This is a genomic window from Arthrobacter sp. 135MFCol5.1, assembly GCF_000374865.1.
GTDB lineage: Bacteria > Actinomycetota > Actinomycetes > Actinomycetales > Micrococcaceae > Arthrobacter.
In genome coordinates this window covers 407,302-429,471 of record NZ_KB895453.1, presented here as the reverse complement: position 1 = coordinate 429,471, position 22,170 = coordinate 407,302, and the positions used below count along the sequence as shown (strand labels likewise).

General features: G+C 66.6%; 19 protein-coding genes. 8 read left to right on the top strand and 11 right to left on the bottom strand.

Translation table 11 applies throughout. The annotated features are described in order from the left end of the window. Window position 1 precedes the first annotated feature (1 nt). The 4 genes from C563_RS0105625 to C563_RS0105610 form a co-directional block, all read right to left on the bottom strand. Window positions 2-931 carry an FAD binding domain-containing protein gene (locus tag C563_RS0105625; RefSeq protein ID WP_018761067.1) on the bottom strand — a complete coding sequence of 310 codons (930 nt, stop codon included), beginning with the start codon at window positions 929-931 and terminating at the stop codon, window positions 2-4. After that, window positions 922-2,145, bottom strand: coding sequence for an XdhC family protein (locus tag C563_RS0105620; RefSeq protein WP_018761066.1), 1,224 nt, complete (start codon window positions 2,143-2,145; stop codon window positions 922-924). Before C563_RS0105620 ends, C563_RS0105625 begins: the two co-directional genes overlap by 10 nt. 100 nt (window positions 2,146-2,245) lie before the next feature. Continuing rightward, window positions 2,246-3,775 carry an NCS2 family permease gene (locus C563_RS0105615; RefSeq protein WP_018761065.1) on the bottom strand — a complete coding sequence of 510 codons (1,530 nt, stop codon included), beginning with the start codon at window positions 3,773-3,775 and terminating at the stop codon, window positions 2,246-2,248. 14 nt (window positions 3,776-3,789) lie between these two features. Next, window positions 3,790-4,284, bottom strand: coding sequence for a nucleoside deaminase (locus tag C563_RS0105610; RefSeq protein ID WP_018761064.1), 495 nt, complete (start codon window positions 4,282-4,284; stop codon window positions 3,790-3,792). A 386-nt stretch (window positions 4,285-4,670) separates the two neighbouring features. Between C563_RS0105610 and C563_RS0105605 the strand changes: the two genes are divergently transcribed. Next, window positions 4,671-6,047, top strand: a complete 1,377-nt coding sequence (locus C563_RS0105605; protein WP_018761063.1) for an 8-oxoguanine deaminase — start codon at window positions 4,671-4,673, stop codon at window positions 6,045-6,047. Window positions 6,048-6,086: 39 nt separating this feature from the next. Next, window positions 6,087-7,331: a non-homologous end-joining DNA ligase gene (ligD, locus tag C563_RS0105600; RefSeq protein ID WP_018761062.1), complete on the top strand. Its 1,245-nt coding sequence runs from the start codon at window positions 6,087-6,089 to the stop codon at window positions 7,329-7,331. Between the two features lie 9 nt (window positions 7,332-7,340). Here ligD and C563_RS0105595 read toward each other — a convergent pair whose 3' ends face one another. Both C563_RS0105595 and C563_RS0105590 read right to left on the bottom strand, forming a co-directional pair. Continuing rightward, window positions 7,341-8,360 carry a glycoside hydrolase family 16 protein gene (locus C563_RS0105595; RefSeq protein WP_231369848.1) on the bottom strand — a complete coding sequence of 340 codons (1,020 nt, stop codon included), beginning with the start codon at window positions 8,358-8,360 and terminating at the stop codon, window positions 7,341-7,343. Between the two features lie 221 nt (window positions 8,361-8,581). Then, the gene (locus C563_RS0105590; RefSeq protein ID WP_018761060.1) at window positions 8,582-8,767 is read right to left on the bottom strand and encodes a hypothetical protein; all 186 of its coding nucleotides are present in this window, start codon (window positions 8,765-8,767) and stop codon (window positions 8,582-8,584) included. Between the two features lie 348 nt (window positions 8,768-9,115). Between C563_RS0105590 and pucL the strand changes: the two genes are divergently transcribed. After that, entirely contained in the window at window positions 9,116-10,024 is a 909-nt protein-coding gene (gene pucL / locus C563_RS0105585) for a factor-independent urate hydroxylase (RefSeq protein ID WP_026264395.1), read from the top strand. Window positions 10,025-10,175: 151 nt separating this feature from the next. After that, on the top strand, window positions 10,176-11,681 hold the full coding sequence (locus C563_RS0105580; protein WP_018761058.1) for a nucleobase:cation symporter-2 family protein: 1,506 nt from the start codon (window positions 10,176-10,178) through the stop codon (window positions 11,679-11,681). A 76-nt stretch (window positions 11,682-11,757) separates the two neighbouring features. On the opposite strand, the gene C563_RS0105575 is transcribed toward C563_RS0105580, so the two are convergent. After that, window positions 11,758-12,513, bottom strand: coding sequence for an IclR family transcriptional regulator (locus tag C563_RS0105575; RefSeq protein ID WP_018761057.1), 756 nt, complete (start codon window positions 12,511-12,513; stop codon window positions 11,758-11,760). A 221-nt stretch (window positions 12,514-12,734) separates the two neighbouring features. On the opposite strand from C563_RS0105575, the gene C563_RS0105570 reads away from it, so the two are divergent. Genes C563_RS0105570 through C563_RS0105555 form a run of 4 tightly spaced genes read left to right on the top strand, consistent with a single transcriptional unit; the run spans window position 12,735 to window position 17,924 of the window. Next, entirely contained in the window at window positions 12,735-14,186 is a 1,452-nt protein-coding gene (locus C563_RS0105570; RefSeq protein ID WP_018761056.1) for an NAD-dependent malic enzyme, read from the top strand. Between the two features lie 34 nt (window positions 14,187-14,220). After that, window positions 14,221-15,819: a malate synthase A gene (gene aceB, locus C563_RS0105565; RefSeq protein WP_018761055.1), complete on the top strand. Its 1,599-nt coding sequence runs from the start codon at window positions 14,221-14,223 to the stop codon at window positions 15,817-15,819. A 1-nt stretch (window position 15,820) separates the two neighbouring features. Further along, the gene (locus tag C563_RS0105560; protein WP_018761054.1) at window positions 15,821-17,095 is read left to right on the top strand and encodes a DUF6986 family protein; all 1,275 of its coding nucleotides are present in this window, start codon (window positions 15,821-15,823) and stop codon (window positions 17,093-17,095) included. A gap of 16 nt (window positions 17,096-17,111) precedes the next feature. Further along, window positions 17,112-17,924 carry a bifunctional allantoicase/(S)-ureidoglycine aminohydrolase gene (locus tag C563_RS0105555; protein WP_018761053.1) on the top strand — a complete coding sequence of 271 codons (813 nt, stop codon included), beginning with the start codon at window positions 17,112-17,114 and terminating at the stop codon, window positions 17,922-17,924. 87 nt (window positions 17,925-18,011) lie between these two features. Here the strand turns inward: C563_RS0105555 and C563_RS0105550 are convergent, their stop codons facing one another. The 4 genes from C563_RS0105550 to C563_RS0105535 all read right to left on the bottom strand — a co-directional run bounded on the left by C563_RS0105550 (window position 18,012) and on the right by C563_RS0105535 (window position 22,160). Next, window positions 18,012-19,193: a zinc-dependent alcohol dehydrogenase gene (locus tag C563_RS0105550; RefSeq protein WP_026264394.1), complete on the bottom strand. Its 1,182-nt coding sequence runs from the start codon at window positions 19,191-19,193 to the stop codon at window positions 18,012-18,014. A gap of 43 nt (window positions 19,194-19,236) precedes the next feature. Then, window positions 19,237-19,947: an HAD family hydrolase gene (locus C563_RS0105545; protein WP_018761051.1), complete on the bottom strand. Its 711-nt coding sequence runs from the start codon at window positions 19,945-19,947 to the stop codon at window positions 19,237-19,239. Beyond that, window positions 19,947-20,237, bottom strand: a complete 291-nt coding sequence (locus tag C563_RS0105540) for a YegP family protein (protein WP_018761050.1) — start codon at window positions 20,235-20,237, stop codon at window positions 19,947-19,949. Before C563_RS0105540 ends, C563_RS0105545 begins: the two co-directional genes overlap by 1 nt. A gap of 114 nt (window positions 20,238-20,351) precedes the next feature. Further along, the gene (locus C563_RS0105535) at window positions 20,352-22,160 is read right to left on the bottom strand and encodes a glycoside hydrolase family 15 protein (protein ID WP_018761049.1); all 1,809 of its coding nucleotides are present in this window, start codon (window positions 22,158-22,160) and stop codon (window positions 20,352-20,354) included. Window positions 22,161-22,170: the final 10 nt, after the last annotated feature.

The window sequence follows — 22,170 nt, the reverse complement described above, 5'->3', positions numbered from 1 at the left end:
CTCAGGCCCCTTTCGGAAGTGCTGTGGAAACGGGAGCGGAATCGCTCCGGGGCGGCCAGAAGTCGCCGGACACGGGCAGCCCGGGCGTTCCCGCCGGCGCAGCGAGCTCGGCGCGGATTTCCTCGGCCAATCGGTAGGTCATGTCCCGGCGCCAGGCGGGCAGGCCATGGATGTCGTCGTGGTAATGGTCCGCGGGAATGGCGTCGTCCAAGGCAGCTGCCAGCCGGTCGGCATCGGGCAGGCCGTCGAACCGGAGCTGAACGGGCCGCTTGGTGGCCGCGGTGACGGTCAGGACCAGGGAGGTAGCGGCGTCGAGCCGTCCGATCAGGAGCACCCCGGACCGGCCCAGGTTGCTCAGCGACAGCCGGCGGAACGCCACCCGGGAAGAAAGGGCCGACGCCGGGAGGTGGACGCTGCGAAGCAGCTCGCCCGGTGCCAGGCAGTTGGTGGCGTCACCGGTTACGAAGTCCGCCACGGGAACGGTGCGGCTGCCGCCGCCTGGTGCGAGGACCGTGGCAACGCCGTCCAGTCCGGCGCAGAGCGAGATGACGGGCCCGGCGGGCAGGGACGTGCACAGGTTGCCGCCCACGGTGGACATGTTCCACACCTTGAACGAAGCCACGAAGGAATCGCAGCAGGCCCGGACCAGGTCCAGCCCGGGCCAGACGCGGCCGTCCGCGCCGGCGCCGGCCGGCAGGGTGTACAGCTCGGCAATGGTGCAGGTGGCGGCGAGGTCGATGCCGTCGTCACTGACGGTTATGGGAGTCCAGCCGGCTGAGCCGAGGTCCAGCAGCCGCTTGAGGGGTTGAGGCCCAAAGGCGTAACTGCCGTAGGAGAAGAGGACCGTTCCGCCGGCCAGCCAGGCGTCGCCGTCTCGCCAATCTGCGGGGTCGGTGGTGCGGACCACCGCCTCGATGGTGTTCATGTCCATGCGATCTCCTGCGGGGTAAGGTCTGTGGGCGCCGGTGCCGGCGCGCGGTGGTGGATCGTGCCGGCGGTGTCGCGCAGCGGCGCGCACGTGGCGTCGCGGCTGCGCGCGGCGATGAGCTCGGCGGTGACGGAGACCGCCACCTCGGCGGGGGTAGTGGCGCCGAGGTCCAGTCCGATGGGTGAGTGCAGCCGGGCAATCCGTTCCGGCAGGACCCCGGCGCTGAGGAGTTCCTCGACCCGCTGGAGGTGGCTGCGGCGCGATCCCATGGCGCCCACGTAGGCGAGGTCCAGGGCCAGCGCGGCCTCCAGCAGCGGAAGATCGAACTTGGGGTCATGGGTCAAGACGGCCGCCACGGCGCGGCTGTCCAGGCGGCCGGCGGCTGCTTCCGCCGCGAGGTAACGGTGCGGCCAGTCCGTCACCACCTGGTCTGCGGCGGCGAACCGTGGCTGGCCGGCAAAAGCGGGCCGGGCATCCACCAGGGTCACGTGGTAGCCGAGCAGCTTGGCCGCCGGCACCAGAGCCGCCCCGAAGTCGTTGGCACCGAACACCAGCATGCGTGGCGGGGCGAGCCGGGACTCCACCAGGACGGCGGGCCCCCCGGGATGCCTGCTGTGGCCGTCGCGGTCCGGCAGGCAGTCCCCTGCCTGGACCAGCGGGACCAGACCGGCGCCGCCGCTGCGCAGGATGGATTCCACCCGAAGCGCTGACTCTCCGTGCAGCAGCGGGGCCAGTTCGGGGGATGCCGGTCCGTGGTGCCGGGCCGGGTCCGGGAGTACGACGGCGGCACCGCCCGATGCTCCCAGCAGCCGTACCAGCGCCACGGGTTCGTCGTGGCGGAGGCCGGCGAGTTGCCGGACGGCGGCCCGGAGCGGTTGCTCCGGTTCACCGGTAACGGCTGCAGGAACCGGCTGGATGTGGATCTCCAGCTGTCCCCCGCAGGTGAGCCCGGCGGCGAAGGCATCGGCGGAACTGAAGCCGAAGACCTGGTGGCGCGGGCCGCCGTCGTCCATTGCCTCCCGGGCGAGCGCCACCACGGCGCCTTCCACGCAACCGCCGGAGAGGCTGCCGAGCACCTCACCGGACTCCGTGACGAGCATGGAGGTCCCCACAGGGCGGGGCACCGAACCCGAGGCGGCAACGATGGTGGCCACTGCGAACCGCTTGTCCGCGAGTCGGGGCAGCCAGGGGCCGAGCGAAGGGATCAGGTCAAGCATGGCGGCACTCCTTCTTCCGCGCGGCGGTGGTGTCCATTGTCTGTCCTGTCAGGGGCCGGGCCAAGGGTTGGCCCGGCCCCCTGTGCGGCTGGGGCAACGATCAGCCGCCCAGCAGGAGGTTGATCGGCCCGCGGGCGAAGTACACCAGGAACCCGGCGCTCACCACCCACATCAGCGGGTGGATCTTTTTCGCCTTGCCTGATGCCGCCCCGATGACCGCCCAGCTCACGAAGCCGACGCCAATGCCGTTGGCGATCGAATAGCTCAGCGGCATGGTCACGATGGTGAGGAAGGCAGGCAGCGCCACGGTGAACTTGGTGAACTTGATCTCGCGGATCTGCGCCATCATCATGGCACCCACCACCACCAGGGCGGCGGCGGCGACTTCCAGCGGGACCACGCTGGTGAGCGGGGTGAGGAACATTGAGCCGAGGAACAGCAGCCCGGTGACCACTGATGCCAGGCCGGTCCGGGCGCCTTCGCCGATCCCTGCCGCGGAGTCGATGTACACCGTGTTGGAGGAACCTGAGGTTGCCCCGCCGGCCACGGCGCCGAAGCCTTCGACGATGAAGGCGGATTTCAGCCGCGGGAACGTGCCGTCCTTGTGTGCGACGCCTGCGCTCTTGGCCAAACCGGTCATGGTCCCCATGGCGTCGAAGAAGTTGGTGAACACGAGCGTGAACACCAGCATGGTGGCCGCAAGTCCGCCGATCCGGCTGAACGACCCAAAGAGGTCAAAGTGGCCCACCAGGCCCAGGTCGGGCGCGGAGACCAGCTGGCCGGACAGGACAGGGGTGTTCAGGTGCCAGCCGCCGGGGTTGGTGGCGCCGGCAGGACCCAGTTTCATGATGGCTTCCACGACGGCGGCCAGCACGGTGGTGCCGACGATGCCGATGAGCAGCCCGCCTTGCACCTTGCGCGCCACGAGGATCCCCATGGCCAGGAGGCCGACGACGAACACCAGCGTTGGCACGGAGGTGATGGAGCCGCCGTCGCCCAGCTGGACGGGCGGCCCGCCGGTGGTGGGCCGGACGAAGCCGGAGTCGACGAAGCCGATGAAGGCGATGAACAGGCCGATGCCCACGGTGATGGCGGCCTTGAGTTCCTTGGGAACGGCCCTGAAGATGGCGGTCCGGGCGCCGGTGACGCCGAACAGGACGATCAGGATGCCGTTGATGACCACCAGCCCCATGGCCTCGGGCCAGGTGACTTCGTGGATCACCGAGACGGCCAGGAAGGAGTTGATGCCCAGTCCGGCGGCGAGCCCGAACGGCAGGTTGGCGATGAGGCCGAACAGGATGGTCATGACGCCGGCGGTGAGGCCGGTGACGGCACCCACCTGGGATGCGGACAACCAGCCCCCGGCAACGTCGGTGGGGGCGTTGTCGGCGCTGAAACCGCCGAGGATGAGGGGGTTCAGGATGACGATGTACGCCATGGTGAAGAAGGTGACCAGGCCGCCCCGGAATTCCCGGGCAACGGTTGAGCCACGGCGGGTGATCTGGAAGAAGCGGTCCAGGTAGGATCCCGACGCCGGCGGGCCGGGTACGGATGGGGTACGCGGCGACCGCCGCGAGGTGCTGGTGGTTGGAGCCGGATGCTCCTCGTGGGAATGGTCCAGGATGGTCATCTCAGCCGCCCGGCCTAGTAGTCGATCCTGGATTCGAGCGTGTTCCAGGTATTGAACGGTTCCAGCGGTGCAGGTGCCTGGGGATCGCCCAGCTCCAGCTTGGATACCGGCATCAGGGAGTCCCTGTCCTGGTTTTCGAAGTATTCGTAAAAGACGGCGTCGTCGAAGCCCACGGAGGCGGCATCGTGCCGGTCGGCGGCGTAGACCACGCGGTCAACACGGGCCCAGAGGGCGGAGGCCAGGCACATGGGGCATGGCTCGCAGCTGGTGTAGAGGACCGCACCGCTGAGGTCGAAGGTGCCGAGTTCGCGGCAGGCGGTGCGGATGGCGGTGACTTCGGCGTGGGCCGTGGGATCGTTGTCCGCGGTGACGCGGTTGACGCCGTCGAACGTTTTGCCGTCCGCGGTGACGATCATGGCGCCGAAGGGGCCGCCGCTGTTCAGGACGTTGGCTGTTGCCAGCCGAATGGATCTGGCCAGGAACTGCTCGGCCGTGACGGTGGTACTCATGATGCGACTTCCTTTTGCCGGGAAGCCTGTTGCCGTGCAAGGACCAGTAGAACCAGGTGCGACGGTTACCAGGCTTCAGCATGTGCTGTGAAGGTTAAGTTGCGCCTGGTAGATAGCTTCCCGGGTTCGGGTGCCCGCCTTTGGCAGAATCGAGATTAGCACCGCTTTGTGGCCCGCGCCATAGCTTTCTGGAAATTTATTTTCGCTATGTGAAATCCATGTTTCGGTCCGCTAACCCCCTCCAGTCACATCCCGCCGGTGTTGACGCCCCGCGCCCGGGCTGGCTAATCTCATCGGATCCGCGGTCCGCCGCGGCCACCTGGATCAGCAGACAGGGCCTCACTGAGCTGGAAAAATTGCCACCGCGCTCAGGACAGGAACACCCCATGCACCAGCCCCTTCCCGCACCCGCACCCCGGCTCTGGATCCGGAATCCGCAGGCCGCATTCACCGCCAACAACCTTGACGCCTCGGGCGGGGTTGTCATCAGCGGCGGCGTCATCACCGAGGTCCTGGCGGCCGGACAGATACCGTCCGAACCCTGCGCCGAGACATTCGACGCCGGCAGCCACGTGCTGCTGCCGGGACTGATCAACACCCACCACCACTTCTACCAAACGCTCACCCGCGCCTGGGGTCCGGTGGCCAACGCCCCGCTGTTCCCCTGGCTGCAGAACCTCTATCCGGTCTGGGCCCGGCTCACACCCAAGGATGTGGAGCTCGCCGCCACCGCCGCCCTCGCTGAGCTGCTGCTCAGCGGCTGCACCACCGCCGCCGACCACCACTACCTCTTCCCCGCCGGCCTGGAAAACGCCATCGACATCGAGGTGGCGGCCGTGCGCCGGCTGGGCATGCGGGCAACACTCACCCGCGGCTCCATGACGCTGGGAACGGACGACGGCGGCCTGCCGCCGCAGTCAACGGTCCAGGCACCGGAGGTGGTGCTGGCGGACAGCGAGCGGCTGATCGGCGCGTACCACGAGCGCGGGGAGGACGCCGTCATCCAGATCGCCCTGGCGCCGTGCTCGCCGTTCTCCGTCACGAAGGAAATCATGGCCGAGAGTGCCGCGCTCGCCGAACGGCTGGACGTCCGGCTGCACACCCACCTGGCCGAAACCCTTGACGAGGAGGACTTCTGTCGCGAGATGTTTGGGCTGCGGACCGTGGACTACCTGGAGAGCGTGGGCTGGCTGACGGACCGCACCTGGCTGGGGCACGGCATCCACTTCAGCCACGAAGAAATCGGCCGCCTCGGTTCGGCGGGGACCGCCGTCGCCCACTGCGCCACCTCCAACATGCGGCTCGCCTCGGGCACGGCCCGGGTCCTGGAACTTGAGGATGCGGGCGTTCCGGTGGGGCTGGGAGTGGACGGCTCGGCGTCGAACGATGCTTCCAACATGATCCTGGAGGCGCGGCAGGCGCTGTACCTCCAGCGCCTCCGCTATGGCGCTGATGTCCCCGTGGAGCGGGCACTCGGCTGGGCCACCCGTGGTTCGGCCGCAGTGCTGGGACGGCCCGGGCTGGGCCAGCTGGCGCCAGGGATGCAGGCCGACCTTGCCCTGTTCACGCTCGAAGACCTGCGCTTCTCAGGCAGCCATGACCCCGTCGCCGCCTTGTTGTTGTGCGCCGCCGACCGCGCCGACCGGGTGATGGTGGGCGGCCAGTGGCGCGTCGTGGATGGACAAATCCCCGGCCTGGACATCGCCGGGCTCATCGCTGAGCACTCAGCGGCGGCCAAGCGCCTGGTAAACGGGGTCCGGTGAACGGCTGACACGGATCGTGGCCACTGCTACCGTGGCGGCATGACTCCGTCAAAGACGCCGGCCGAAGTCCTGGATATCGAAGGTGTTGAGGTCCGGATCTCGAGCCCGGACAAGGTGGTGTTCCCGGACCCCGGGCTGACCAAGCTGGACCTGGTGCGGTACTACCTGGCCGTGGCGGACGGGGCGCTGCGCGGCGCGGGTGGAAGGCCGATGGTGCTCAAGCGGTTTCCCAAGGGCATCAACGCCGAGCCCTTCTTCCAGAAGCGCGTGCCGGAGAACCATCCACCCTTCGTCGACACCACCACACTGCATTACGCGTCCGGAACGTCGGCGGAAGAAGCTGTCATCCGGGATGCGGCGGGCCTGGCCTGGGTCATCAACCTTGGCTGCCTGGACCTGAATCCGCATCCCGTCAGGGCCGAAGACCTGGAGCACCCGGACGAACTCCGGGTGGACCTCGATCCGATGCCTGGCGTGGACTGGTCGCAGATCGTGGACGTCGCCTACGTGGCCCGGGAGGTCCTGGCCGACGCGGGGCTGGTGGGCTGGCCGAAGACGAGCGGGTCGCGGGGGCTGCATATCCTGGTGCGCATCGCCCCGCAGTGGTCGTACCGCGATGTCCGGCTCGCCGCCGAAACCCTTGCGCGGGAGGTGGAAAACCGCGCGCCCGGCCTCGCCACGGCACGGTGGTGGAAGGAGGAGCGCGGTGAAAGCGTGTTTGTGGACTTCAACCAGAACGCCAAGGACCGCACCGTGGCCTCCGCCTACTCGGTCAGGCCCCTGCCTGACGCCCGGGTGTCTGCGCCGCTCACATGGGAGGAAGTCCGCACCGCACGGCCGGAGCAGTTCACCGCGCAGACGGTACCGCAGCGCTTTGCGGACATCGGCGACCCGCATGCCGGCATCGATGACGCGGTGGGCACACTCGGCGGGCTCCTTGCCTTGGCCGAAAAACTCGGCCCGGCAGAGAAAGCGCCCCGCAGCGGCAATGGAACCGGCCGCCGGCAGTCGCTGATGCCGCTTATCGAAGTTGCCCGGACCAAGACAAAGCCCGAGGCGCTGGCAGCCCTTGACCAGTGGAAGGCCCGGCATCCCGCAGCCGTTGGCGGCCTCCAGCCGGCCGACGTCCTTGTCGACGGGATGCGCGGGTCCAGCTCGCTCTGGTACCGGGTCCGCGTCAACCTCCAGCATGTCCCCGAGGACAAACGCCCGCCGCAGGAGGACCTCATCGCGGACTACGACCCCTGGGCAGGCAAGCAGTGGCCGGGACGCCCCGGTTCCTGAGCCTTGCCGCTACTGCCAGACCCGCACCCAGTCGACTTTGATGGCTCCGGCCGGTCCGAACGTCCTCTGGTTGGGGTTGAGTCCCACGTTCAGGAGCAAGTAGTGCGGCGCGTTGCCGTCCTGAGACGAATATGAATAGACCTTGCGGCCGTCGAAATAGATGTCGTTGACACCCGCCATCCGATGCACGCCGTAGGTATGGTACCCACCGGCCCAGCACCCCACGATGGCACTTCCCAACTCGCCGCCACTCGCAGAGTGATACACGGTGCTCATGTTCCCCGCCAAGGGCTCCGCTATGTCAATCTCACCGGTTTTCGGATAGGACTGTCCGGTGGTCCACCAGGCTGGCCAGTTGTAGATGCCGCCCGAGCAGGTACCCGGAAAATAGATGCGGGCTTCGACGTATCCCGTGGTGTATTGGAAGCCCACGTGGCCGGAGACCCCATCCTTGGGATTGGTGGACAGCAGCGCCCCGGAATCGGAGTCGGAGAGCTGGAGGACGGCCTCGCCGTTGGCAACCGTAATGTTGCTGGAGCAGGTTTTGACACCGTTCATCTTGGACTTGGGATCACAGTCGTTGAACCAGTAAGGGGTCCAGACACCGGGGGTCAGGGTGTTGAATTCCTCATCGAACACCAAGTGCCAGGCGCCGGGAACCCCGGCGGGGCCCAGTCCCTGGCTGGAAACGACGGGTTTGCCTTCCAGCGGGTCGCCCTGGGCTGTGTCATCGGCGGGTGGCGCAGCGGGAGGAACGGCCTCCGAGGGGGCGGCGTCGGCCGGCGCTGCAGCCCCGGTTGAGGCATCCAATCCGGGTACTTCCGGGGCCTCCGGCGGTGCTGCCGGTGCGGCGGAGCCGGTAGGCCCGGGACTTCCAGAGGGTGCAGGGATAATGACTCCGGACGACCCGGAAGCCGCCTCCGCGGGATCCGCGGGCAGTCCGGACTCCGCCGGGGCGAGGACCGCACTGGCCGAAAGGCCGCCAACCACCAGGAGGCAGCATACGCATTGCAGGAGGCGGGTCTTCATGGACATGCCCCGCACGTCCCACGTCGGGAATCGGGCTGCTTCACACGTTCCTGCATCCTCGCCTCCCCGGCGCTCAACGGAAATCCGGCCCGGGCAGGCACGCAAGCCCAACTCCGGGCAACGACTTACCGCCTCAGGCTATGGGAGTTCGCTGCCGGGGTCGCCAGTAGCGACTACTTGTGTTTGGCCGGCGTGGTTCCGCAGGTAGGCAGGGGCGGTACTCACATCCGCCGGCCGAATACCGGCAACGCGTGGACCCAGCGCGAGAACAGCCCGCGTTCGTGGTGCCGTTCTTCCGGAACAAACAGGTCCGGGTCAATCCCGCCGCCGGTGGGGAGGTAGAACTCCTGCGCGCCGGTTCCCGCGGCCGGGGCGGCCGGCACGGGAGGGGTGTCCTGCTGGTACATCGAAACCTCCTAATTTCGTAATGTGGAAAGTAAATTCTACTTTGTGAAAGTTTAGGATCAACGCGCCGGGCCGTCAATAGTCGGCCGGGAACCCCGGACCGGGCAATCCGGTCACAAATTGAATTTTGAGGCTGTGATGTACACCACCGGCCGGCGGGGGTACGCTGGTAGGCAACTCGTGGCGCACGTCACGTAACCTGGGAGCAGCAGGCAGGGTCGTAATGAGCTGGCATCAATGGATGCCGGCTCTTTTTTGTTGGGTCGGCTCCACCGGAAACGCGCATGAAACGCGCGCTTAATTTCAGTGATGGAACCTTGGTTCCACTTACCGGAGATTGGGAAAAGACCATGAGCAGCAAGATCATTCTCGGCGAAAACCAGTACGGCAAGGCCGAAGTCCGCGTCGTCAAGATCACCAGGGACACCAACCGCCACGAGATCGAAGACCTGAACGTCACCTCGCAGCTGCGGGGCGATTTCGCCGCGGCCCACCTTGAAGGCGACAACGCCCACGTGGTGGCCACGGATACCCAGAAGAACACCATCTACGCCTTCGCCCGGGACGGCATCGGTTCGCCCGAGGCGTTCCTGCTGCGCCTCGGCGAGCACTTCACCTCCAGCTTCGACTGGGTCACCGGCGGCCGCTGGGAAGCCGAATCGTACGCCTGGAACCGCATCCAGGCGCACGGAAGCGAACACGACCACTCATTCGTCCGCAACGGCCAGGAAGTGCGAACCGCGGTCCTGGTCCGCGACGGCGCCGCCACCCACCTGATCTCCGGACTGAAGGACCTGACCGTCCTCAAGTCCACAGAGTCCGGCTTCGTGGGCTACCCCCGCGACCGCTACACGACCCTTCCGGAGACCACCGACCGCATCCTCGCCACGGACGTATCGGCCCGCTGGCGCTTCAAGGCAGGCACGGACTTCAGCAGCCTGGACTTCAACAAGAGCTACGACGACGTCAAGGGCCTCCTGCTCGAAGGCTTTACGGAGAAGTACTCCCACGCACTGCAGCAGACCCTGTTCGACATGGGCGCAAAGGTGCTGGAGGCGCACAGCGAAATCGACGAGATCAAGTTCTCCATGCCCAACAAGCACCACTTCCTGGTGGACCTCTCCCCGTTCGGCCTGGACAACCCCAACGAGGTCTTCTTCGCCGCCGACCGGCCGTACGGCCTGATCGAGGCCACCGTCCAGCGTGATGACGCAACTGCCGCACCCGCGGCGTGGTCGGGCATCGCCGGCTTCTGCTAAGACGCCACGCCCATGGCTTCGACAGGCTCAACCATCAGTGGTCGAGCCTGTCGAAGCCAACCCGGCACCACTCCCCCATCTTCACAACACCTGTTAGCCAGACACCAGTTAGCCAGACGATGACGTCTGCCATGAACCAAGAAAGTCTGCCATGAACACCAAGAAGAAACTTGCCGCCGCAGCCGCTGGAAAAGGCGCACGGCCTGCCCGTCCCGAGGACCAGCGGCTCCCCGTTGGAAGCATGTTTGCCTATGGCTTCCAGCACGTCCTGACCATGTATGGCGGCATCATCGCCCCTCCCCTGATCATCGGTGCCGCCGCGGGAATGAACTCCCAGGACATCGGCCTGCTCATCGCCGCCTGCCTGTTCGTCGGCGGCCTCGCCACCATCCTGCAAACCGTCGGCATTCCGTTCTTCGGCTCGCAGCTGCCGCTGGTGCAGGGTGTGTCCTTCGCCGGCGTCTCCACCATGGTGGCCATCGTGCACGGCGGCGGCGGTATCCAGGCGGTGTTCGGATCCGTCATCGCAGCCTCCCTGATTGGCCTGCTGATCACTCCGCTGTTCTCGAAGATCATCCGCTTCTTCCCACCGGTGGTGACCGGAACCGTGATCACCACCATTGGCCTGACGCTGATGCCGGTGGCTGCCAACTGGGCCATGGGCGGCAACAACAAGGCTCCAAACTACGGCAGCGTGGCCAACATCGGCCTGGCCGCCGGCACCATGGGCATCGTCCTGCTCCTGAGCAAGGTGGGCAGTGCGGCCATCTCCCGGCTCTCCATCCTCCTTGCCATGGTCCTGGGCACCCTCATCGCCCTGGTTTTCGGCATGGCCGACTTCTCCAAGGTGGGACAGGGCGAGATCGTCGCCTTCCCCACCCCCTTCGCCTTCGGACCGCCGACGTTTGAGGTCGCAGCCATCATCTCCATGCTGATCGTCATCCTGGTGACCCTCACGGAGACGTCTGCGGACATCATCGCGGTGGGCGAGATCGTGGGCACCAAGGTGGACTCCAAGAGGATCGGCAACGGCCTGCGCGCGGACATGCTGTCCAGCGCCGTCTCGCCCCTTTTCAACTCCTTCACCCAGAGCGCCTTCGCCCAAAACGTGGGCCTGGTAGCCATCACCGGCGTCAAGAGCAGGTTCGTGGTCAGCGCCGGCGGCGTAATCCTGGTGGTCCTCGGGCTGCTTCCCGTCCTGGGCCGGGTGGTGGCCGCGGTGCCGACACCCGTCCTGGGCGGTGCCGGGGTGGTGCTGTTCGGCACGGTGGCAGCCAGCGGCATCCGGACCCTGTCCAAGGTGGATTACAAGAACAACATGAACCTGATCGTGGTGGCCGCGTCCATCGGCTTCGGGATGATCCCCATCGCCGCGCCCACGTTCTACGACCAGTTTCCGTCCTGGTTCGGCACCATCTTCCACTCCGGCATCAGCTCGGCGGCCGTCATGGCCATCCTGCTGAACCTGCTCTTCAACCACTTCCGGGCCGGAAATTCGGACAACCAGTCCGTCTTCGTCGCGGGCACCGAGCGGCTGGTCAAGGCGGAGGACCTGCGTTGCCTGGCGGACGGCGACAGGTTCGAGAACGGCAAGCTCATCGACTGCGATGGGAAGGAAGTCCGGATCGACTCAGCCGAAAAGGCATCGGAGCATTAGCAAGGACACTGCGAACGACGACGGCCCGCACCTTCCAGCGAAGGTGCGGGCCGTCGTCGTCAGCAGTTCAGCAGTATCAGGTGCGGTTGAGCTCGCGGGAGATGGCCTCCGCGGCCTCGCGGAGGACGGGAACGGCCTTGTCGGCGAAGTTCTCGTCCACCCGGGACACCGGGCCGGACACCGAGATCGCGGTGGGCGTGGGGGCATTGGGCACCGCCATCGCAAAGCAGCGGACACCGAGCTCCTGCTCCTCCTCGTCGATGGAGTAGCCACGTTCGCGGATGAGCTTGAGGTCGGCCAGGAGTTCTTCGACGTCGCCGATGCTCTTGGCGGTGGGGGTGGGCATTCCGGCGCGGGCCACGATGCCGCGGACGGTGTCGTCGTCGAGCTGGGCCAGGATGGCCTTGCCGACGCCGGTGGCGTGGGTGTGGGCGCGCCGGCCCACCTCAGTGAACATGCGCATGGAGTGCAGCGAAGGGACCTGGGCCACGTAGATCACCATGTCCGAATCAAGCACGGCCATGTTGGAGGTCTCCCCCAGGCGGTCCACCAGGGTTTTGAGCTGGGGGCGGGCCAGGGCGCCGAGCTGCTTGTTGGCGCCTTCGCCCAACCGGATCAGCCGGGGACCCAGGGCATAGCGCCGGTTGGGCAGCTGGCGGATGTAGCCGAGCGATACCAGCGTGCGGAGCAGGCGGTGGATGGTGGGGAGCGGCAAATCGGTCGACGAGGACAGTTCACTGAGCGTGACGTCGCCGCCGGCATCCGTGATGAGCTCCAGCAGCTCGAAGACGCGCTCCACCGACTGCACTCCGCCGGAGGCTTTTTCTGCCATTCCGTTGTCTCCTATGGCTCGGAATCCGACAACTCTTATCCGCATCGTGAAAAGAGTTGCTTAGACCACCCAACATACAGCACGGCAGGATGCCCGGCGATGTCCCTCGGCAGTCACATCGCGAGGGGGTTGTGTTTCCATAAAGTAGATAATAATATCCATAATACGAAAATATTCGGATCAGAGCAGAAGCCGGACAAGGCCTAACAGGAGGACATTCAATGGCGAACCCCAGCCCCGGAAATTCGATCACCCTGCGCGTGGAAGCACCGTCGAGCTTCAGCGCCACCAGCGAACTGGCGGCAGCCGTCGGAGCAGCCGGCGCGGCAATTACCGCACTGGACGTCACCGAGTCCCACCACGAAACCCTCGTCGTCGACGTCACCTGCAACACCACCGACGACGCCCACGCCGCGCGGGTCAAGGACGCCCTCAACGCCCTCGACGGGGTCACCGTCCAGCACGTCTCGGACCGCACCTTCCTGATGCACCTCGGCGGCAAGCTCGAAGTGGTCCCCAAGGTCCCGCTGCGCAACCGCGACGACCTGTCGCGCGCCTACACCCCCGGCGTGGCCCGCGTCTGCCTGGCCATCGCCGAAGACCCCGCCGCCGCCCGCAACCTGACCGTCAAGCGCAACACCGTCGCCGTCGTCACCGATGGCTCCGCAGTGCTGGGCCTGGGCAACATCGGCCCCGCCGCCGCCCTCCCGGTCATGGAAGGCAAGGCCGCCCTCTTCAAGCAGTTCGCCAACGTGGACGCGTGGCCGGTCTGCCTCGATACCCAGGACACCGAGGAAATCATCCGCACCGTCAAGCTCCTGGCCCCCGTCTTCGGCGGCGTGAACCTGGAGGACATCGCCGCGCCGCGCTGCTTCGAAATCGAGGCCCGCCTGCGCGAGGAACTGGACATCCCGGTGTTCCACGACGACCAGCACGGCACCGCCATCGTGACCCTCGCGGCACTGGTCAACGCGCTGCGTGTGGTGGACAAGAAGATCGAGGACGTGAAGATCGTGGTTTCCGGCGTCGGCGCCGCAGGCTCAGCGATTATCCAGCTGCTCAAGGCCCAGGGCGCCCGCCACATCGTGGCGGCAGGTCGCTCGGGTGCCATCCACCAGGGCGAGACCTACAACGATCCGCACCGCACCTGGATCGCTGAAAACACCAACCAGGAGGGCTTCTCCGGCAGCCTGCACCAGGCCCTGGCAGGCGCGGACGTCTTCATCGGCGTGTCCGCCCCGAACATCCTCGACGAAGAGCACGTGGCCTCCATGGCAAAGGACTCCATCGTTTTCGCCATGGCCAACCCCACCCCCGAAGTGGACCCGGCCATCGCGTCCCGGCACGCCGCCGTCGTGGCCACCGGCCGCAGCGACTTCCCCAACCAGATCAACAACGTCCTCGCCTTCCCGGGACTCTTCCGCGGGCTCCTGGACGTCGGAGCGAGCGACATCACCCCGGAAATGCTGGTGGCCGCCGCGGAGGCAATCGCCAACCGGGTGAATGATAATGAGCTCAATGCCAGCTACATCATCCCGAGCATCTTCGACCCGCACGTGACCGCCAACGTCGCGGCAGCCGTCGCGGCCGCGGCCCACGCCTCGAACGTGGCAACGGCTGCCGTTCCCGCCGATTCCGCCAAGGAGCCGGTGGCAGCACTGGCCTCCGCCTGACCGCCCGACTTCCCGCACAAGGAAAGGACCAGAAATGGCCATCACCGTCACAGATCCCCGGCCGATCAACCGCGCTGAGGAGATCCTCACCCCCAAGGCACTGGCCTTCGTGGAGGAGCTCCACAACCGGTTCGCCGGCACCCGCAACGAGCTCCTGGCGGCCCGCGCCGCCAAGCGGCAGCGGGTGGCAGAGACCGGCAAGCTGGACTTCCTGCCGGAGACGCAGGACGTGCGCGACGGCGACTGGAAAGTTGCGCCCGCACCCGCCGCCCTGCAGGACCGCCGGGTGGAAATGACCGGGCCTGCCTCACCGGCGAAGATGGCCATTAATGCCCTGAACTCCGGAGCCAAGGTGTGGCTGGCGGACCTCGAGGACGCCAGCACCCCCACCTGGGCCAACGTCATTGACGCCATCCTGAACCTCCGGGACGCCGCCCAGGGCACCCTGAGCTACACCTCGGAGGAAGGCAAGGAGTACCGGCTCCGCACCGACGCGCCGCTGGCCGTTGTGGTGGCACGGCCCCGCGGCTGGCACATGCAGGAGAAACACCTGCTGCTCAACGGCGAACCCGCCGTGGGTGCCCTGGTGGACTTCGGACTGCACTTCTTCCACATCGCCAAGCAGCTGGTGCTCAACGGCCAGGGCCCCTATTACTACCTGCCCAAGATGGAGAGCCACCTTGAGGCCAGGCTGTGGAACGACGTGTTCGTGTTCGCCCAGGACTACCTGGGCCTGCATCAGGGCACCATCCGGGCAACGGTCCTGATCGAGACCATCCCGGCAGCCTTCGAGATGGACGAAATCCTCTACGAACTGCGGGACCACGCCTCGGGCCTGAACGCAGGCCGCTGGGACTACCTCTTCAGCATCATCAAGTACTTCCGCGATGCCGGCGAGGAATTCGTCCTCCCGGACCGCGCCTCCGTGGCGATGACCGCCCCGTTCATGCGCGCCTACACCGAGCTTCTGGTCAAGACCTGCCACAAGCGCGGCGCCTTCGCCATGGGCGGCATGGCCGCGGTCATCCCCAACCGGCGCCACCCGGAAGTGACCGAAGCCGCGTTCGAGAAGGTGCGGGCGGACAAGACCCGCGAGGCCAACGACGGCTTCGACGGCTCCTGGGTTGCGCACCCGGACCTGGTCTCCACCTGCCGGGAGGTCTTCGACTCCGTGCTGGGCGACAAGCCGAACCAGGTGGACAAGCAGCGCCCGGAAGTGTCGGTCACGGCGGAGCAGCTGCTCGACGTCTCCTCCGCCGACGGCCAGGTCACCGAGGCCGGGCTGCGCCTGAATCTCTATGTGGCCGTGGCCTACACGGCGGTGTGGCTGTCCGGAAACGGCGCCGTGGCCATCCACAACCTGATGGAGGATGCCGCCACCGCGGAGATCTCCCGCTCGCAGGTGTGGCAGCAGATCCGCAACAAGTCCATCTTGGCGGACACGGGCAACACGGTGACCAAGGAGCTGGTGGAACGGATCCTGGGCGAGGAAACCGAGCGGCTCCGGACCGAGTTCGGTGACGAGGCCTTCCGCCGCTACTACCAGCCTGCCAGCGACCTGATCGCGGACATCTGCCTCTCGGACGGCTACACGGACTTCCTCACCACCCCCGCGTACGAACTGGTGGGCTGAGATGGCAGCACCCAAACCCTCCCTTTCGGCTGCGGACCTGGCCCACATCGACGGACAGCTGGCCGCCACGGACCGGCTGCTGGAGCAGAACTACCCCGGTGACGACGGCTCACGCCAGCCCGTGCACACGGTGTACGTGCCCGCTGACCGTTTCACGCCGTCGCTCGCCGCGGACTGGGGCGCCCAGGCAACTGCGACGGCGGATGCGCACGGCGGCTTCGAAAAGCTGGGGCGGCTCCTGGGCCACGACGAAGGCCTTGCGGGGGCGGTAGCCACCCGGGTGGCGGCCAAACTGGCTGCCGAGCCGATCGAGGACTTGCGGCTGGACTTCGAAGACGGCTTCGGGGACCGGGGCGATGACGCCGAAGACGCCGCGGCCGTTGCCGCGGCGTCGGCGGTGGCCGCCGCCGTCCAGGCCGGGTCCGCTCCCCCGTTCATCGGTATCCGCTTCAAGTGCTTCGAGGCGCCCACCCGTGCCCGCGGCCTCCGCACCCTGGACCTGTTTGTCTCCGGCCTCGCCGCGGCCGGCGAACTCCCGGAAGGCCTGGTCCTGACCCTGCCCAAGGTCACCACCGTGGCCCAGGTCCAGGCGATGGACTACGCGGTGTCCCGCCTGGAAGAAGTCCACTCGCTGCCCGCCGGACGACTCCGCTTCGAGGTCCAGGTGGAGACGCCGCAGCTGATCCTCGGCCCTGACGGCACCTCCCCGGTAGCGCAGCTGCCGCATGCCGTGCCCGGCAGGATCAGCGGGCTGCACTACGGCACGTACGACTACTCGGCATCGCTGCAGATCTCTGCCGAGTACCAGTCCATGGAGCACCCGGTGGCCGACTTCGCCAAGGAAGTCATGCAGCTGGCCGTGGCCGGTACCGGCATCAGGCTCTCCGACGGTTCCACCAACATCATTCCGGTGGGCGACAACGTGGAGAACGCCTGGCAGCTGCACGGCCGGCTGGTCCGGCGGTCGCTGGAGCGCGGCTACTACCAGGGCTGGGACCTGCACCCCGCCCAGCTGGCCAGCCGCTTCGCAGCCACCTATGCCTTCTACCGTGAGGGCCTGCCTGCCGCGGCGGGCAGGCTGCGCAACTACGTGGAACGGACCGAAGGCGGGGTCATGGACGAGCCCGCCACCGCCCGGGCCCTGGCCGCATTCGTACTCCGCGGAGTCCAGTGCGGCGCCGTCGGTGCCGAGGAAGTCCAGGCGCTTGCCGGCGTCGGAATTCCGCAGCTGACCGGCCTGGCGCATCCTCGGCTCGCCACCACTTCCAACTCCTAGGCAAAGGATCCCTCTCATGGGCAAGTACTACTCCCCCACCGGCGGACTCCCGCCGCAGACCCACCTGACCACCGAGCGTGCCATCGTGACCGAGGCGTATACGGTGATCCCCAAGGGCGTCATGACGGACATCGTCACGTCCAACCTGCCCGGCTTTTCGAACACCCGGTCCTGGATCATCGCCCGTCCCATCTCCGGCTTTGCCACCACGTTCTCCCAGCTGATCGTGGAAATCGGCCCGGGCGGCGGGGCTCCCAAGGCCGAGTTCGAGGCCGGCGTCGAAGGCGTCATCTTCGTAACCCGCGGCAAGGTCAACCTCACCCTGGACGGCGAACTGCACCCGCTGGAGGAAGGCGGCTATGCCTACTTGGCCGCTGGTTCGGAGTGGGGCCTGGAGAACGTTTCGGACGACGTCGTGTCCTTCCACTGGATCCGCAAGGCCTACGAACGGCTTGAAGGATACGAGGCGAAGTCCTTCGTCACCAACGAGAAGGACGTGGAGCCCACGTCCATGCCGGACACGGACGACGTCTGGAAGACCACCCGGTTCACGGACTCCAACGACCTCGCCCACGATATGCAGGTGAACATCGTGACGTTCCAGCCCGGCGGCGTGATCCCGTTCCCGGAAACCCATGTCATGGAGCACGGCCTGTACGTCCTGGAGGGCAAGGCCATGTACCTGCTGAACAACGACTGGGTGGAGGTGGAAGCAGGTGACTTCATGTGGCTGCGCGCCTTCTGCCCGCAGGCCTGCTACGCCGGCGGGCCCGGCGAGTTCCGCTACCTGCTGTACAAGGACATGAACCGCCAGGTGAAGCTCACCTAGGCGCGCACTCCGGGCCTGTAAAGACAAAGCAGGGGCTGTTACGGAAGATCCGTAACAGCCCCTGCTTTGGTATCCAGGCACCCGGGCTCAGGCGCCCGGGTTAAGGACCACTTTGATACAGCCGTCTTCTTTTTTCTGGAACTTTTCGTACAGGGCGGGCGCGCCATCCAAGCCCGCACGGTGGGTGACCAAGTCCATTACGCCCAGAGGATCGTCGTCGTCCTCCACCAGGGGGAGCAAGCGGTCCGTCCAGTTACGCACGTTGCACTGCCCCATCCGGACCTGAAGTTGCTTATCGAACATGGTCAGCATGGGCAGCGGGCTGGCCTGGCCGCCGTAGACGCCGCTCAGCGACAGGGTGCCGCCGCGGCGGACCGCGTCGATGGACGCATGCAGGGCGGCCAAACGGTCCACGCCGCCTGTCTCCATGGCTTTCTGCGCCAGTTTGTCCGGCAGCAGCCCAAGCGCCTGGTGTGCAAATCCTGCCAGGGGGGAACCGTGGGCTTCCATGCCGACGGCGTCCACCACCGCGTCCGGGCCGCGCCCAGCGGTCATCTCCCGGAGTTCGTCCCCAATGGTCTTGCCGTAGTCGAGCGTTTCCACGCCGTGCCGCGCCGCCATTGCGCGCCGTTCGGGGACGGGATCAATACCGATCACCCGGAAACCACGATGTACGCCAATGCGGCCGGCGAACTGGCCCACGGGTCCCAGCCCGAACACGGCAAGGGTGCCGCCGGCCGGGACATCCGCGTACTCCACGGCCTGCCAGGCGGTGGGCAGGATGTCGGAGAGGAACAGGTACCGCTCATCCGGAAGCTCCTTGCCAACCTTCACAGGACCGTAATCCGCGTGCGGCACACGCAGGTATTCGGCCTGGCCACCCGGAACGGAGCCGTAAAGCTCGGAATACCCAAACAGCGCCGCGCCGGAGCCCTGCTCCGTGACCTGTGTGGTTTCGCATTGAGACTGCAAGCCCTGCCTGCACATGAAGCACGTGCCGCACGAGATATTGAAAGGGACCACGACGCGGTCGCCTTTGCGGAGGTTGGTGACCCCGCTGCCCACCTCCTCCACGATGCCCATCGGCTCATGTCCAATGACATCGCCCTTGTGCATGTAGGGGCCCAGTACCTCGTAAAGGTGCAGGTCGCTGCCGCAAATGGCCGTGGACGTGATGCGGACGATCGCGTCCGTCGGTTCCTGGATCACCGGATCAGGAACTTCCTCCACGCTTACAGAACGCTTGCCTTGCCACGTCAGTGCTTTCACAGTTTCCCTTTCGCGCTGCTTTCCCTGGTGCAGTTCGGGTGGATCAGTTGCTCCCGCGCGCCAGCAGCCGGCCAATGGCGCTTGAGCCAAGGTTTTCCAGCAGGTGACGGGGGCTTTCATAGACCTCGACGGCGCCCGCGGCCCTGAGTTCAGTCGCGCTGATTCCGCCGCAGGTGACGCCGATGGCGGGAATATCCAGCGCAGCAGCAGCCTTCATGTCCCACACGGCGTCACCGACATACACGGCGTTCGCGGCGTCGATTCCGAGCGCTTTCAGGGCCGCCGCGAGGATGTCCGGCGCAGGCTTGCTTTCCTCAGCGTCCTTGGAACTCGTGGCGGCATCGATAAAGGCGTCCGCGTCCAGCACGGAGCGCATTACCTGCAAGTCCCTTTCCCGGGCCGAGGACGCCAGTGCCACCGCCAAGCCGTCCGAGTGGCATTGCTCCAGGAGCTCCTTTGCCCCTGCGAAAGCACGCAGCGAGGGCCAGTGCGAGGCATACAGGGCGCCGTGGCTGGCCATGACGTCGTCGTCTTCGGAGCGGTCCCGGTCCGGCGGCAGGAGGTTGTCCACCAGGCGGGCGCCGCCCATGCCGACAAAGTGGTGGATGGCCGCCATCGGAACATCGTGTCCGTACTGGCGGAACGCGCCCCACCACGCGAGCGTATGGATATAGGACGAGTCGATCAGCGTCCCGTCAACGTCAAAAAGGACTCCGTGGCGTCCATTGTCAGGCGGGGAGGAGGCTCCGGGCATCAGCCGACGGCCGTCCGCCGCACATCCGGCGCTTTTTTCCGTTTCGCCGCGTCTTCCTTCGGGGAGCTGACGGGCCGCACCCGCTCCCGTATCACCGAACCCGCGCCATCCAGGCTCTTGTCCCGAATGAGTCCCGTGCCCGCGATCTCCCTGGCCATGGCAATGCCTGCGACGGCCGCCCGTTTAGTCGGGAAAGTCACTGAAATGGCCATCAGGTTCCCGCTTCCGTCCATCATCCTGATCCGGTATCCGCCGTCAGGGGCATCCACGAGTTCAAAAAATCCGGCCACAACTATCACTCCTCCGTCAATCACGGCATTGTGCTGGGGAGCACTCCATGAGGTGTTAGTAAGTATACTTATCTATCCCGCGAAGGAGAAGTTGCGGCCCCGGCCCGCGCCGCCTCAGCGCGAGTCCGCCCCTTCCGGCGGAATGGGAGCGTCACTGCGCCGAACCGTATCCTGATGCAGCTCCAGGGCGCTAGTCACAAGGGCGAAGTGGCTGAACGCCTGTGGCGTGTTACCCAACTGGCGGCCGGCTTTGACCGCCCATTCTTCGCTCAGCAGCCCCACATCGTTGCGCAGTTCCAGCAACCGTTCGAACAGTTCCCGTGACTCTTCGTGTCGTCCGGCGCCGAGGAGCGCCTCCACCAACCAGAATGAGCAGGCCAGGAAGACGCCCTCATCCCCAGGCAAGCCGTCGTCGCTTTGTTCCGGCCGGTACCGGAGCACGAACCCGTCCTGGGTCAGCTCCTGTTGGATGGCCTCGATGGTCCCCACCACTTTGGGATCGTCCGGGGGCAGGAAGCCCACCCTGGGAATCAACAGCAGGCTGGCGTCCAGCTCAGGCCGGCCATAGGACTGGACGAATGTGTTGCGCTCCGCGTCGTAGCCGTTGGCCAGGATGTCCTGCCGGATCCGGTCCCGCAACGCCTCCCAGCGCTCCACCGGGCCAGGCAGCCCGGAGTCCCGCACTCCCTTGACCATCCGGTCCGCGGCCACCCATGCCATGACCTTGGAGTGCGTAAAGTGCCGGCGCGGCCCCCGCATTTCCCAGAGCCCGTTGTCCGGCTGGTCCCAGATGGTCTCCAGGTGCTCCATCAGGGCAATCTGGACGTCCCAGGCCTCGTCCGTGTGCTTGAGCAGCGAGTTCCGGGTCAGCGCCAGGCAGTCAAGGACCTCACCCCATACGTCCAACTGGAATTGCTCGGCCGCCGCATTTCCGATCCGCACCGGAGCGGAATTCTCGTAGCCCTTCAACCAGGGCAGTTCCATCTCCGGCAGCCGCCGCTCGCCGTGGATCCCATACATGATCTGCAGGTCCGCGGGGTCTCCTGCCACAGCACGGAGCAACCAGTCCCGCCAGGCGGCCGCTTCGGCCTTGTACCCGGCAGCCAGCAGCGCCTGGAGGGTCATGGTGGCATCCCGCAGCCAGCAATAGCGGTAGTCCCAGTTGCGTTGGCCGCCCGGCTGTTCCGGCAGCGATGTTGTGACAGCGGCGACGATCCCCCCGGTGGGCGCGTAGGTGAGGGCCTTGAGGGTTACCAGGGAGCGCACCACGGCATCCTGGTACTTCCCCTGGACCGTGCATTGCGAGGACCAGCCCTGCCAGAACTCGAACGTGCTGTGCAGGACTTTTTCCGCCTCGACCGAAACCGGCCGGCCCACATGGCTGGGAGCCCACGTCAGCACGAACGGCACTGTCTCGCCCGCATTGACCGTGAAGTCGCTGACGGTATGCATGTTCTCGCCGTGCAAGGGTGCGGGGGTCACCAGGTAGACGGCGTCCGGGCCGGCGATGGCGTGCAGGCCGCGCTTGTCCTTGCGCACCCATGGCACGATATGCCCATAGTCGAAGCGAAGCACCAACTCGCCGTGCATCTTTACGCTGCCGCTGACACCCTCGACGATCCGGACGATGTCGGCCACGGAGTCGCGGGGCGGCATGAAGTCTGTGACGCGAACCGTTCCGTCCGGCGTTTCCCACTCGGTATCCAGGATCAGGCTTCCGTCGCGGTAGCTCCGGCGGGTGCAGGTACCACCGCCTTCCGGAGCCAGCAGCCAGCGTCCGGCGTCCGGTGAGTCCAGCAAAGCGTTGAAACACGCAGGGGAATCGAACCGCGGCAGGCAGAGCCAGTCGATCGAACCCTCCTTGCTGATGAGGGCACCTGTGTGAAGGTCGCCAACGACCGCATAATCCTCAATTCGCGCCATGGCATTACCC